General features: G+C 62.2%; 18 protein-coding genes. 17 read left to right on the top strand and 1 reads right to left on the bottom strand.

The genetic code is table 11. The features are described 5' to 3' along the window. Positions 1–421: 421 nt before the first annotated feature. The 4 genes from rpmH (at position 422) to yidC (ending at position 3,046) form a co-directional block, all read left to right on the top strand. Positions 422–556 carry a 50S ribosomal protein L34 gene (gene rpmH / locus CFB41_RS17075; RefSeq protein WP_004198824.1) on the top strand — a complete coding sequence of 45 codons (135 nt, stop codon included), beginning with the start codon at positions 422–424 and terminating at the stop codon, positions 554–556. Positions 557–571: 15 nt separating this feature from the next. Next, positions 572–1,033: a ribonuclease P protein component gene (rnpA, locus tag CFB41_RS17070; RefSeq protein WP_039364627.1), complete on the top strand. Its 462-nt coding sequence runs from the start codon at positions 572–574 to the stop codon at positions 1,031–1,033. 73 nt (positions 1,034–1,106) lie between these two features. Further along, complete coding sequence (gene yidD, locus CFB41_RS17065) at positions 1,107–1,373, top strand: membrane protein insertion efficiency factor YidD (protein WP_006750110.1); 267 nt, start codon at positions 1,107–1,109, stop codon at positions 1,371–1,373. An 8-nt stretch (positions 1,374–1,381) separates the two neighbouring features. Then, the gene (yidC, locus tag CFB41_RS17060) at positions 1,382–3,046 is read left to right on the top strand and encodes a membrane protein insertase YidC (protein ID WP_089457175.1); all 1,665 of its coding nucleotides are present in this window, start codon (positions 1,382–1,384) and stop codon (positions 3,044–3,046) included. Positions 3,047–3,153: 107 nt separating this feature from the next. Here yidC and CFB41_RS17055 read toward each other — a convergent pair whose 3' ends face one another. Next, positions 3,154–3,585, bottom strand: a complete 432-nt coding sequence (locus CFB41_RS17055; RefSeq protein ID WP_089426622.1) for a helix-turn-helix domain-containing protein — start codon at positions 3,583–3,585, stop codon at positions 3,154–3,156. Positions 3,586–3,929: 344 nt separating this feature from the next. Here CFB41_RS17055 and mnmE point away from each other — a divergent pair, with 344 nt between their 5' ends. From mnmE to CFB41_RS16995, 13 genes are all read left to right on the top strand, one after another. Continuing rightward, positions 3,930–5,324 carry a tRNA uridine-5-carboxymethylaminomethyl(34) synthesis GTPase MnmE gene (mnmE, locus tag CFB41_RS17050; RefSeq protein WP_089441305.1) on the top strand — a complete coding sequence of 465 codons (1,395 nt, stop codon included), beginning with the start codon at positions 3,930–3,932 and terminating at the stop codon, positions 5,322–5,324. Between the two features lie 167 nt (positions 5,325–5,491). Continuing rightward, positions 5,492–6,727 (top strand): tyrosine-type recombinase/integrase, encoded by a 1,236-nt coding sequence (locus CFB41_RS17045; RefSeq protein WP_089457174.1) that lies wholly within the window; start codon positions 5,492–5,494, stop codon positions 6,725–6,727. Between the two features lie 101 nt (positions 6,728–6,828). Continuing rightward, positions 6,829–7,140: a hypothetical protein gene (locus CFB41_RS17040; RefSeq protein WP_105771303.1), complete on the top strand. Its 312-nt coding sequence runs from the start codon at positions 6,829–6,831 to the stop codon at positions 7,138–7,140. Between the two features lie 82 nt (positions 7,141–7,222). Further along, on the top strand, positions 7,223–7,492 hold the full coding sequence (locus tag CFB41_RS37535; RefSeq protein ID WP_105771304.1) for a hypothetical protein: 270 nt from the start codon (positions 7,223–7,225) through the stop codon (positions 7,490–7,492). Beyond that, complete coding sequence (locus CFB41_RS17035; RefSeq protein WP_089457172.1) at positions 7,485–7,895, top strand: hypothetical protein; 411 nt, start codon at positions 7,485–7,487, stop codon at positions 7,893–7,895. The genes CFB41_RS37535 and CFB41_RS17035 overlap by 8 nt, the downstream gene beginning before the upstream one ends. A gap of 10 nt (positions 7,896–7,905) precedes the next feature. Next, positions 7,906–8,373: a hypothetical protein gene (locus CFB41_RS17030; protein WP_089457171.1), complete on the top strand. Its 468-nt coding sequence runs from the start codon at positions 7,906–7,908 to the stop codon at positions 8,371–8,373. Between the two features lie 14 nt (positions 8,374–8,387). Beyond that, the gene (locus CFB41_RS37530) at positions 8,388–8,843 is read left to right on the top strand and encodes a hypothetical protein (protein ID WP_144029941.1); all 456 of its coding nucleotides are present in this window, start codon (positions 8,388–8,390) and stop codon (positions 8,841–8,843) included. Positions 8,844–9,149: 306 nt separating this feature from the next. After that, a complete protein-coding gene (locus CFB41_RS17025; protein WP_105771305.1) occupies positions 9,150–9,860 on the top strand; it encodes a hypothetical protein in 711 nt (236 codons plus the stop codon). Between the two features lie 137 nt (positions 9,861–9,997). Then, positions 9,998–10,210 carry an AlpA family transcriptional regulator gene (locus CFB41_RS17020; RefSeq protein ID WP_089457228.1) on the top strand — a complete coding sequence of 71 codons (213 nt, stop codon included), beginning with the start codon at positions 9,998–10,000 and terminating at the stop codon, positions 10,208–10,210. Between the two features lie 10 nt (positions 10,211–10,220). After that, on the top strand, positions 10,221–10,523 hold the full coding sequence (locus CFB41_RS17015; protein WP_089457169.1) for a helix-turn-helix domain-containing protein: 303 nt from the start codon (positions 10,221–10,223) through the stop codon (positions 10,521–10,523). A gap of 280 nt (positions 10,524–10,803) precedes the next feature. After that, entirely contained in the window at positions 10,804–11,643 is an 840-nt protein-coding gene (locus CFB41_RS38630) for a hypothetical protein (RefSeq protein ID WP_256941064.1), read from the top strand. Continuing rightward, entirely contained in the window at positions 11,640–12,149 is a 510-nt protein-coding gene (locus CFB41_RS17000; RefSeq protein ID WP_089457168.1) for a histidine ammonia-lyase, read from the top strand. Before CFB41_RS38630 ends, CFB41_RS17000 begins: the two co-directional genes overlap by 4 nt. Beyond that, on the top strand, positions 12,149–13,129 hold the full coding sequence (locus CFB41_RS16995) for an AAA family ATPase (protein ID WP_089457167.1): 981 nt from the start codon (positions 12,149–12,151) through the stop codon (positions 13,127–13,129). The genes CFB41_RS17000 and CFB41_RS16995 overlap by 1 nt, the downstream gene beginning before the upstream one ends. The last annotated feature ends 67 nt before the right edge of the window (positions 13,130–13,196 follow it).

The raw sequence follows: 13,196 nt of genomic DNA, 5'->3' as shown, positions 1-13,196 counted from the left end.
CAAGTAACTGTCGTTTTTTGCGTGCACAGCGCGGCTCGCCGGCGCCCTTGTCGCGGTGGTGCAACAAGGCCCGAAGCGGTCGTGCGAGCGTGCCTCGGACGCCTGCGTCACAGTGTTGGAGGGGCAGGCGCGAGCCGAAGCGGCGTGCGGGATTCTTGGAGATAAGGCGAGATTCTACCGCCAAACGCGGCCACAGAGCGAGTTATCCACAGGCCGGTTGTGTGAGGCGCGGGGCCGGATCGCTCGGGGCGGGCACAGGCGATCGACTCCTAAAGTATTGACCGTCAACGGAAAAACGGTTTAAATAGCGGGTTCCGCGAAAACCAATCCTGTATTCCCGGCGATTGCGTTCGCCCGAATGCCTCCGGTTAAGGGCACGCGGTCCCCTGAATTTCGACATTCTCGAACAAGTGAGAACATCATGAAACGTACTTACCAACCGTCCGTGACGCGCCGCAAGCGCACCCATGGCTTCCGTGTCCGCATGAAGACGGCAGGTGGCCGCAAGGTCATCAACGCTCGCCGCGCGAAGGGCCGCAAGCGCCTCGCCATCTAAGGCAGGTTGCGCGCTGTGTCCGCCGTCCGCAGTCCTGCGGAAGGTGCCGTCGAGCCGGGTGCGAATCCGTCGCAGACGAAAGCCGCCTTCCCGAAAGCTGCGCGACTTCTGAAAACGGATGAATTTTCATCCGTTTTTCGTTTGCGCCCCTGGCGGCGCTCCGCGCACTTCGTGATTTACGGCAAGCCGACCGGTCAGCCCGCGCGTCTGGGGCTCGTCGTCGGCAAGAAGTATGCGCCGCGTGCAGTAACACGTAACCTCGTGAAGCGGCTGGCGCGCGATCAGTTTCGCCTGCGCCGGGCCGAATTCGCCGGTTACGACCTGCTGCTGCGGCAGCACACGCGCTTCGACAAGAAAGCGCTGCCGAGCGCGGCTTCCGCCCCGCTCGCGGCGATGTGCGCGGCCGAGATTCGCGAACTGCTCGACAGGGCAGTCCGGGAGATCGCCCGCCGTGCGTCGAAGCCCGCGTCCGAGTGACGCATCCGTGCCCGGTGCGGCTCGCGCCTGCCCGGCCGGTTTTGACGCGGCGTCGTACGACGCTGCCCAAGGTATGGAAACGGTATTGATCGCCTTGCTGCGCTTCTACAAGGTTGCCGTGAGCCCGATGCTCGGCAACCGTTGCCGTTTTTATCCTTCCTGTTCGGATTACGCGCGCGAGGCAATCCAGTATCATGGCGCCGCGCGCGGCACGTATCTCGCCGTCAGGCGCGTGTGCCGATGCCATCCGTTTTCCGCGGGCGGCATCGACCTCGTCCCGCCGCCCAACTCCGACACTCGCGCTCGCGGCGAAGCCGACGCGCGGTCCCATCGACTCTGAGACAACGCATGGATATCAAACGCACCGTCCTATGGGTGATCTTCTTCATGTCAGCTGTCATGCTGTACGACAACTGGCAGCGGGACCATGGACGCCCGTCGATGTTCTTCCCGAGCGCCACGCAGACGGCCCCCGCGGCCGCTGCAGGCGGTGCATCGGGCACGGGCGCGACGACGACCGCAGGTGAAGTGCCTGCCGCCGCAGCCGGCGCCGCACCGTCGACGACGGCACCGGCCGCCCAGGCGCAGCTCGTGAAGTTCTCGACCGACGTGTATGACGGCGAAATCGACACGCGCGGCGGCACGCTCGCGAAGCTGACGCTGAAGAAGCAGGGCGACGGCAAGCAGCCCGACCTGTACATCACGCTGTTCGACCACACGGCCGGCCACACGTATCTCGCACGCTCGGGCCTGCTCGGCGGCGATTTCCCGAACCACAACGACGTCTACACGCAGCTGAACCCCGGCTCGACGTCGCTGACGGGTGACCAGAACGCGCTGAAGCTGTCGTTCGAGTCGCCGGTGAAGGGTGGCGTGAAAGTCGTGAAGACCTACACGTTCACGCGCGGCAGCTACGTGATCGGCGTTGACACCAAGATCGACAACGTCGGTACGGCACCGGTCACGCCGACGGTCTACATGGAACTGGTGCGCGACAACACGGCCGTCGAAACGCCGATGTTCTCGCACACGTTCCTCGGGCCGGCGGTCTACACGGACGCGAAGCATTTCCAGAAGATCAACTTCAGCGACCTCGACAAGAACAAGGCCGACTACGTGACCTCCGCCGACAACGGCTGGGTTGCGATGGTGCAGCACTACTTCGCGTCGGCCTGGATTCCGCAGCAGGGCGTGAAGCGCGACATCTACGCTGAGAAGATCGATCCGACGCTGTACCGCGTCGGCGTGAAGCAACCGGTCGCCGCGATCGCGCCGGGCCAGTCGGCCGACGTGCAGGCCCGCCTGTTCGCCGGTCCGGAAGAAGAGCGCATGCTCGAAGGCATCGCGCCGGGCCTGGAACTCGTGAAGGACTACGGCTGGGTGACGATCATCGCGAAGCCGCTGTTCTGGCTGCTCGAGAAGATCCACGGCTACATCGGCAACTGGGGTTGGTCGATCGTGCTGCTGACGATCCTGATCAAGGCCGTGTTCTTCCCGCTGTCGGCGGCGAGCTATAAGTCGATGGCGCGCATGAAGGAAATCACGCCGCGCATGCAGGCGCTGCGCGAACGCTTCAAGAGCGATCCGCAGAAGATGAATGCCGCGCTGATGGAGCTGTACAAGACCGAGAAGGTCAATCCGTTCGGCGGCTGCCTGCCGGTCGTGATCCAGATCCCGGTGTTCATCTCGCTGTACTGGGTGCTGCTCGCATCGGTCGAAATGCGCGGCGCGCCGTGGGTTCTGTGGATTCACGACCTGTCGCAGCGCGATCCGTTCTTCATCCTGCCGGTGCTGATGGCTGTCTCGATGTACGTGCAGACGAGCCTGAACCCGACGCCGCCGGACCCGGTCCAGGCGAAGATGATGAAGTTCATGCCGATCGCGTTCTCGGTGATGTTCTTCTTCTTCCCGGCCGGCCTCGTGCTGTACTACGTCGTGAACAACGTGCTGTCGATCGCACAGCAGTACTACATCACGCGCAAGCTCGGCGGGGCCAAGAAGAAACCGGCCTGACGCCCGTTGCACACGCGGGGCGGCGCGTTCGCCCCGCGAGGCACGAAAAAAAGCCGCATGGTTCGCCCATGCGGCTTTTTGCTTTATGCGGATCCGGTAGCGCGGGTTCAACCCTTCTTCGCTTCACCCGAGTCGCCGTAGAACTGCTCGACCAGTTCCTGCACGAGGTAGCGATGATGCGGCGACAACGCTTCGATCTTCGATGCGAGTTCGATCGTCTCGGGCGTCGGCGGATAGCGCTCGTCGCGTGGCAGCGGTTGCGGCGTCGGGTGTTCGATCACGCTCGGCGACGGGCCGTAATGCAGCCAGTGGACTTCGACGCGCAGCCATTCGGCGAGCGTGACGAGTTTGTCCGACGTCGGGATCGTGCGGCCCGTCAGCCATTTGTGCGCGGTTTGCGGCGAAACGGGCTGCGCTCCGCGGTGGCGCAGATTGAATCGGTTCGCCAGCTCCGTCGCACCGGTGACCTTCTCCGGGCTGCGCCGCAGGGCGAATTTCAGGCGTTCCGAGAACGCGGCTTTTTCTTCGGATGTCGGCATGGGGAGATTGTGCAATTCCACCGTCGTGTCCCAGACAACCATTCAGGATAAACATAACTCGTTCAGACGAATCCCGGTCTTGATCGAGGTGGGTGCTGGAATTAAGGGCCGCAGCGTTAGGCCGCTCCAGCAGGCATACTCGTCCGAAATGGTGGCTGCGACATGGCGCCTGGATGATATCTGGCTTATCCCCGGTGGGATAAATTCGAGCGTGTCCGAATCCTGAGCGGCGGCCGGTGGCGGGTGTGCCGGCACGCTACAATGCCGGCGTTCCGATGCCCGAAGTGTTGTGCGGGCGCACCATATTCACTGATCACCCGATTCATCTCATTTATCCGATTCCCATGCTCGCTACCGATTCCGATCCGATCGTCGCCATTGCCACCGCTGCCGGCCGGGGTGGCATCGGGGTCGTCCGCGTGTCGTTCGGGCGCGGCGGCGAGGCGGCCGCGTTGCCGCTGATCGACGCGTTGTGCGGGCAGAAGCTCGCCCCGCGCCACGCGAGCTACGTGCCGTTCCTCGACGAGCACGGCGCGCCGCTCGACCGCGGGATCGCGCTGTATTTCCCGGCGCCGCATTCGTACACCGGCGAGCACGTGCTCGAGCTGCAGGGGCACGGCGGGCCGATCGTGATGCAGTTGCTGCTGCAGCGTTGCCTGGATGCGGGGCGCGGTTTCGGGCTGCGGCTCGCGGAGCCCGGCGAATTCACGCGGCGCGCGTTCCTGAACGACAAGCTCGATCTCGCGCAGGCCGAGGCCGTCGCCGACCTGATCGAGGCGAGCACCGAAGCCGCCGCGCGTTCGGCCGGGCGTTCGCTCGACGGCGCGTTCTCGCGGCAGATCCATGCGCTCGTCGACGACGTGATCACGCTGCGGATGCTGGTCGAGGCGACGCTCGATTTTCCGGAAGAAGAGATCGATTTCCTGGAAGCGGCCGACGCGCGCGGCAAGCTCGCGAAGATCCGCGCGCAGCTCGCGCACGTGCTGGGCGACGCGCGGCAAGGGGCGTTGCTGCGTGAAGGGCTGTCGGTCGTGCTAGCGGGGCAGCCGAACGTCGGCAAGTCGTCGTTGCTGAATGCGCTGGCCGGCGCGGAGCTGGCGATCGTCACGCCGATCGCGGGCACGACGCGCGACAAGGTCGCGCAGACGATCCAGGTCGAAGGGATTCCGCTGCACATCATCGATACGGCCGGGTTGAGAGAGACCGAGGACGAGGTCGAGCGGATCGGCATCGCGCGCACGTGGAGCGAGATCGAGCGGGCGGATGTCGTGCTGCATCTGCTGGATTCGCGCACCGGGATGACGGCGGATGACGAAGTGATCGCCGCGCGGTTTCCGGGCGGCGTGCCGGTGGTGCGCGTGCTGAACAAGACGGATCTGACCGGTGTGGCGGCGTGTGTGGAGCATCCGGCGGCGGAGGGCGATCTGACCGAGGTGCATCTGTCGGCGAAGCGCGGCGACGGGATCGACATGCTGCGTGCGGAGTTGCTGCGGATTGCAGGGTGGCAGGCGGGGGCCGAGGGCGTTTATCTTGCGCGCGAGCGGCATCTGATCGCGCTGCGGGCCGCGCAGGAGCATCTCGCGCAGGCAGCGGATCATGCGGAGCAAAGGGCGCAGTCGCTCGATCTGTTTGCCGAGGAATTGCGACTCGCGCAGGAACAGCTCAATGCGATTACCGGGGAATTCACTTCGGATGATCTGCTGGGGGTGATTTTCAGCAGGTTTTGTATCGGAAAATAACCAGTCGCCCAAGGTTGTCCAAGGTCGTCTAGTCACCCCTCCGAAACCCTTGTGAATGCTAGGATTTGTCGCCTAGCGTTGCCCAAGGTTGTCTATTGACATCCAGACTTTGATGGTACACATTTAGGTACACACGGACGTTGTGTCCCAATCGATGTGTACCAACCATGCCGAAAACCGTCGTCCCGCTGAATGACACCCGCATCAAGGCGCTGAAGCCGAAGGCGGCGCGCTACCGTATCTCGGACGGTGGCGGCCTCGTGCTGGAGGTCATGACGTCGGGTTCGAAGGTCTGGCGCTACCGGTATACACTGCACGGCGAACGACAGCCGATGGTGACGATCGGGGACTACCCCGCGGTCACGTTGCAGGAGGCGCGCGAGAAGGCCCGCCGATACGCCGAGATCGTCGCTAAAGGCGTTTCCCCTATTGCTGACGCCAAGAAGGATCGCGGCGCCGTGAAGCGCTTCGATACGGTTCGGGAGTTCGGTGACGATTGGTACACAACCCAGATCGCGGGCATGTCGCCCGAGTACGCTCGCACGATCAAGCGCGCGCTCGAGAAGGACATCTATCCGGCGATCGGCAACAAGCCGCTACCGGACGTGACGCCTGGCGACGTGCTGGCGATCTGTGACCGGATCAAGGCCCGCGGCGCGCCCAAAATGGCGCTCTCGACCCGGAACGTCATCAAACGACTGTTCGAATACGCGATCGCGCGCCAGCTTGCTCAGACGAATCCGGCCCATGCCGTCGTCGCGCGCTTCGTCGCCACCCAGGACAGCCGCACGCGAGTCCTCTCCCCTGACGAGATTGGCACCGTTTTGCGCGCCGTCTATGCCTCAGACATTCGCCGCGCGCTCAGGCTGGCGATTCACCTCCTAATCCTGACGATGGTCCGGAAGTCCGAACTGATCGAGGCGCGGTGGTCGGAGTTCGACCTCGACGCGGGCATCTGGCGTATTCCTGCCGACCGGATGAAGAAGGACAAGGAGCATTGGGTCTACCTCTCCTCGCAGGCCGTTGCGATGCTCCGCGAACTGTACGAGCAGACCGGTAATCACGAGCACGTTTTCCCGTCGACGCGCGGCCGCGGTGACAAGCCAATCGCCAAGAGCACGCTCAATCAGGCGGTGCGCTCGCTCAGTCTCGATGTTCAGCACTTCGTCCTGCACGACTTCCGCCGGACTGCGTCGACGCATCTGCACGAGATGGGCATGTCGTCGGACGCGATCGAAAAGGCGCTGGCGCATTCGATCAAGGGCATCAAGGGCGTGTACAACAGGGCCGAGTATGCAGACGAGCGGCGGAAGATCCTCCAGCTATGGGCCGAGTTTGTCGAGGCCCAGGTCGGTGGAGAGAGAAAGGTCGTGATCGGCAGCTTTGGTGGCACGGCCGCATAGATTGCATGACCGTTGCCTGACGGAATCAGGCGAAGCGGCGGCGCGGGTGCTGGAACACTTCGCGCCGCCTGACCACAACCAAGCTGGAAGGAGCTTGAACCATGGCTGATGCTGATTTTACCGCCGGTGCTGCCGCCACAACCTCGCACAGAGCTGCGACCCAAACGGAAATGCGCATCGTGACCGCGCGCGGCGGCAGCCGCGCTTTTTCGAACATTGGCGAAGTGCGCAGTTTTTCCAAGGCGACAGCAGACGATTTGGCCGCCCTGACCCTCATCATGACCGAGTCGAATGCAGACTATGGTTTCGTTGAGCAGATGTGGGGCTTGGCAAATGATCTTGCATTCCAGTTGCAGCAATCGATCGGCCTGGTATGCGAGGCAGAATCAAGTAATCGACCTTCCGTTGCCTGACGGTTTCGGGCGAGCGGCAGTCAAGGTGTTGGCGCACCAAGACTGCCTGACCACAACACGGCCTATATAGGAGGTCCGTACTATGGCTAATGCTTATTTTACAGGGCAGGACTCACCGAACTGCAAAAGCAAAATCGATGTTCTTGACCACCCGGATAGTGTCATCGGGACAAAGGCGGCTCAACTGCATGCGTTGCTCACAAGCATGTACGGCGAAGGCTTCGACTCTTTCAATAGCTTGAACGGCCAGCTTAAGGATAGTTTGCTCTGGCTTGCCGCAGATCTGGCCGAAAGTATTGAGCGAGCATCGCGAGGTGAAGTCGCCATCTATACGGAGGTACGTCATGGATAAGCTCGAGTGGCTTGGCGACAACATCGGCTTGAATCCCGACAACGATGTAATGGTGAGGCTTCGCGACCCGGTGATGCCGAGGGGCGCGTGGGCGGTTGGGTTAGTGGATGCCCTATCCGTAGCAGATAGGCTTGACGCATTTGGCCGGCAGCGTATCGAAGCGGCATTGCCTTTTGCGGCCGAGCACGGCCATCTGAGCTTCGGCGACCTTGCTGTTTGGCGTGACTATGAGCACTACGGAGTGGTTCGCTGGATTCCGGTCGTTCGCGTTCGCCGTGATGACGGCACAGAAGTGTCCGTGACCGGGGACCCGCTGCCAGGCCACGCCGCTGCATTGGATGTCGCGCTTGGGATGCAAGCCCAAATGGGCGGCGAATGGTACGGCGTTCGCCGCATCGGCTAAGGAGTGCCTCATGAGAACCGAGCGCTATGAAATTCGCGACCGAGCCTATGGCGCTTGGCACCGCGCACCGTCGATCAGCCGTTTCTTGTCTGCGAGCCACGCCGAATCGTTGACGATGGTCGATCTCGATTCCGTGCTTTTTGCGGAATACGACAACACCGGAAAGATACCGCTTGCCCTTGTCGAGGTCGCACGGGATATCGGGCAAGAGAAGCCTGCTGGAGTAATGCAGCATCTCGCAAGGCTGGCCAATGTGCCTGCATACGTTGCCCTCTATACACCGGCGCCTACGACGAACCCCTGCAATCCGAACTGGGACGATATCGAGAGCTTTCGCGTGCGACGCATGTGGCCTCGGCCAGAGGATGGCTGGCGCGTACTCACGCCCGGCCAATGGGCTCGCGCGCTAGTGCAGATCCGCGGTTGGCAGATGAGGCGCTTTGAAGTCAGAGGCGCGGCGAACGATGAAAAATACTGAACCAAGGAGGGCATATGGAGGGGATTCGGCGTATTGCTGTCGTCATAAAAGCGCTTGCAGTAATCTGGCTGCTGGGTTTCCTCGCGGGAGCGGCCGCGAATGTGATGGGCGATGAGGTTCAAATGTCTCCCGAGCAAATGCGAGCAGCATACGAAGCAGACACGGGAAAGAATCTCGAGGTTGAAGCGCAAACAACCTTGTCGAACGGCAAGGGGATCGATAACAGTCACTCGGATATTGCGGCAGCGCAAACGCCTTCGCTGGTTCAGCAGATTGAGAGCGCCGCAGCAGTAGGGGAGGCCGAAAATCGAATACTCGCGCAGTATTTTTCTGGACGCCCCACGACGGTTCGCAAACGCAATTGGGGGGCAGCCGAATTGTGTGCATTAGTCGGCCTAATTGGCTGCGCGGCTCTTGGATCATTGGGTTGGATCGCTGCTGGCTTTGCGGTCAAGCGGGTTACACCTTGAATAAAGGGCTGATTCTTCTGGCGATGTGCAGCATCTTCGCTGACGTTGTGCGCGCCGACTGTCTGCCTGCTTGAACCGCCGTCTATCCAGCCGCTGATGGCGCCGCAATTGCCGCCGCTCTGCACAACCAAATGCCAGCCAAGGCAGGTGTGGAATCCGTACGCGCATCATTACCAGTGGCAGCGCATTTGCCAGTAAGCGCATTACCATCGAACAGCCGCGCCTAGCCCGACGGGGCGAAAGCGGAGCACCCTATTCCGTTGGCGCGGCTCCTCATTAGGTGTTTTGCGTGAGCAGGGAGCGCAGATGGAAGGTCAAAAAACGACGTTGGAGGGGCTCGGCATCAAGTTGATGACTTGGCGTGCCAAGCCGCGAGATCAGCGGCAGGTCGATGAGGTTCGGTGGGAGTTTCTACGCCGTCGCGCTGGGCGCTTCCGTCTGCGCGAGATCATCAATTTTCTGTCAAAGAATACAGAGACAAAGCCTGAGTGGTGGGCGGACGCGCTCGTCGATGCAATAGGCAAAAAGGATCTGCAGTTGCGGAACCCGCGCAATCTTGCCGACGCCAAGCCGCTCATCGCGCCCGGCAAACCAGTACCTCGCACGTTGCGTGCCTACGAGGATTGCGTCGACGTGGACGATGTGAACCGCTGGTTGGATGGCCACCCCGACTGGCGCGTGACATTTCGCTTTGCGCCGCGGCGACGCTCAGAATTGCAGGCCGAAGTGGTGCCTGATGAGCCGATGCCTTCGCCCAGCGCTGGCATCACCAACGGGCAGGAGGCCACTTGCGTGAGCAAGCCTCTCCCTGTCCAGCGGCATCAGGAGCAAGAGATTCTGCGCGTGCTGCACGAGCTAGGTTATAACCCGCTTGCCTTGCCCAAACGGGTCAATGGAAAGAGGTGGGTCGCCGCCGAGGTGCGAGGCAAACTCGTCGGCCCCAAGTGGACGAAATCCATCCACGACAAGGCGTGGGAGCGCCTGCGGGAAAACGGCGATATCAAAGAGACGGAATGAACCATCCCCCGAAGAACCATCCCCCAAACTGGGGGATGGTGGGACGGTTGCGGTGGGGGATGGCTGTGAAAATCTAATAGCGGACATCGACGCGCACAACCGTGCATGTGTCGAGACAACCTCTCAGGGGAATGTCGATGTCCGCAACCAACATCAAGGGGCTGCGCCCCATCCAGGCCGCCGAGAAGCTCGGCATCGGCGTAAGTACGCTGTGGCTGCGTGCCAAGCGTGAAGCCGACTTCCCGAAGCCCATAAAGCTCAGTACCCGAGTCACCATCTTCGTTGAGCACGAACTCGACGCCTATTTGCAGAAACGTATCGCCGAATCGCGCGGCGCACTTGCTGCGTAAGGGGCTCGCCATGGCCCAAAAACAAAAGGCCGCGCCTCAAACGAGCGCGGCCAAAAGAATCCTCAAGCCCCAGTCTAGTGGAAACGATGCCGCCGCTCAACGCAACCGCGTGCTCGACTACTTGCGGCATCACGGGTCGATCTCGACTCTCGACGCGCGTCACGTAATCGATGTCATGCACCCGGCAGCGCGCGTCATGGAATTGCGACGCTTCGGCCATGAAATCGCAACCGTCTGGTCGCATGAAACGACGCCCGAGGGCGGCGAACACCGCGTGGCGCGTTATTGCCTCCTGCGCGAGGTGGCCGCATGAGGTGCACCACAATGACAGATCTCACGACATGCACGAGCTGCGTCGGCGGAGTTCGGCTGCACGGCTGGCCCACGCGCGCCACAGCACCTGCTGCGACCGCACTCGGACAGTTTATCGACGATCACGCGCGTGAGTTGCGCATTGACGCACTCGGACGCTTGGTGTGTGCCGCTCGTACGCCGGTGTTTCGCGCTCGCTGCAGCTACCTCATGCGCCTGGAAATTCGGCACCGCAGCGCCGCTCAGATCAAGCGTATGGAACACGCTTTGGGGTTGCTACGATGACACGTCCATCGTTCCAGTTCTACCCAGGCGACTGGCAGGCGAATAGCAACCTGCGACGCTGCACCCATGCCGAGAAGGGCGTGTGGATCGACGTGATGTGTCTGCTGCACGACTCGGAGGAATACGGGGTCCTGCGCTGGCCGCTCAAGGAGATCGCGCAGGCGATCGGCGCACCGCTCGCGATGCTCAGGGCCATTGTCAGCAAGGGTGTGTTGAAGGGCGCCGACACGGGGTTGACGTGCACCGCGTGCATTTACGTGCCGCGATCCGGCCGACGTGACGGCGAGCCGGTGACGCTGGTTGCCGAGCAAGACGGGCCGATCTGGTACTCGTCGCGCATGGTCAAGGACGAGTATGTGCGTTCGGTTCGTGGCGAATCCTCGCGCTTCCAAAGTGAGGGCGACGACAGTGCACCAAAGGGCGCACCAAAGCCCCCCTTGGGTGATAGCACCGAAGCTTCACCAAAGCCCCCCTTTGGTGACGGCTCTTCATCTTCATCTTCATCTTCAATAAAAAACATATCGTCACCTCGCGGTGACTCGGCATCCCCCAATGGCTCATCCGAGTTCGGTCGCTTCTGGGATGCATGGCCGTCCACGGGCCGGAAGGTGGCGAAGGCCAAGTGTCGGGAGAAGTGGCGCGGGGCTTGTCTGGATGCTATCGCCGAGCAGGTAATCGGACACGTGGTGGCGATGAAAGCGACGCGGCAATGGCTGGACGGCTACGAGCCTGCGCCCCTGACATACCTCAATCAACGTCGCTGGGAAGACGAGTTGCCGCTTGGTGCTGGTGCGGCAAACGGCCAAGCCTTCGACCCTTGGGCGCCCGTGTCATGAGCCATCGCTATCCCTCCAACGGTGCCGCGCTCGTGTCCATGCGCCGAGCCGGTCGGGTGCCGGAACTGCCGGTCCTCGTGACGCTCGCAGAGCCCCAGCGCTTCGACAACGTGACGCTTTCGGCCAGCGCAGGCCAGCCGTACGACTGGCGTCCAATTGTCGCGCTCGATGTCGAGGTGTTCGCATCTGCCGACGTGCCGTGGAGCGATCTCCTGCGCACGCTGGCCGACATCGCGGCCGCGGTACCCGATACGTTGACGCTCTCTTTCCGCGAAGGCCCACGCGTGCATTGCGGCGAGCGGCGTGCGGTGCCGGGCGAGGACTTCGCGCTCTTCGACTGGTTCCCGATGCCCATCGCGCCCATATGCTGGCCGGCATCGCACACGTTGGCGCGCCGCCTAGTCGATGCCCTCGGCGACACGCTGCCGAATCCCTACGACCAAGCGTGCGAGCTCGTCGCGCAGCTCGCCGCGGAAAACCACCTGAAAACCTTGGAGATGACCTGATGGCACGCACGATCCCCGATTCGATCGATTGGAACGCCTACGTCAACGATATGGACGACGGCCGCGCTGACGTGCGCCCGGCATCTGAGTTCATGGACGACGTTATTCGTATGTTCCACGGCGCCGAAGAAGTAGCCGGCGATCCGTCGCCGTGGTCCTCTCTGGGCGACAACCTGAAGTTTCGCCCGGGCGAGGTGACGTTATGGGCCGGCGTGAACGGACATGGCAAGTCCGGGGCACTCGGGTACGTGGTGCTGGATGCGATGGCGCGTGGCCGCCGTGCGTGTATCGCGTCGCTCGAGATGCCGATGCAGGCAACCATGAGCCGGATGTGCGCACAGTCGGCTGGTGGTGCGTCGCCTTCGATCGACTACATCACGAAGTTCCATCGCTGGACTGATGCGCGTCTCTGGCTGTATGCCCACCGCGGTGCGACGACAAGAGACCGAATGGTCGCGGTCACGCGGTACTGCCGCAAGGAATTGGGCATCGATCACATGGTGATCGACAGCCTCATGAAATGCGGCATGGCACCGGACGACTACGCCGCGCAGGCGCGTTTCGTCGATTCGCTGTGCGTGCTGGCGCGAGATACCGGTGTGCATATCCACCTTGTTCACCACATCCGCAAAGGCGACACCGAAAAGTCCGCGCCGGACAAGTTCGATATCAAGGGTGCTGGCGAGATCACGGACTTGGTCGACAACGTGCTGATCGTCCATCGCAACAAGCACAAGGAGAACAGCGTTCAGGCGGCGCGCCAGCTTCAGGACGAGGTGAAGCGAGCCGCCAAGCTCGATGAACTGCGTCGCGTGCCCGATGTGCTTCTGCTCTGCGAGAAGCAGCGTCATTTCGCTTGGGAAGGGCCGACGCGGCTCTGGTTCGATAAAGCGAGTCAGCAGCTTAGGGACGATCCGAACGCGCCAGGCCGGCATCTGGATCTCGCTTCCGGTGCATGGAAGCAGGAGTGGAAACGATGAACGAGACGATTCTCGGTCAGGTTGGCTGCCAAGCAGCGGTCGGTAGTTCGATTTACTTCATCTCAGG

It is taken from the genome of Burkholderia sp. AU33803, assembly GCF_002223095.1.
Classification (GTDB): Bacteria; Pseudomonadota; Gammaproteobacteria; order Burkholderiales; family Burkholderiaceae; genus Burkholderia.
This window is presented reverse-complemented; position numbering and strand designations above follow the sequence as displayed.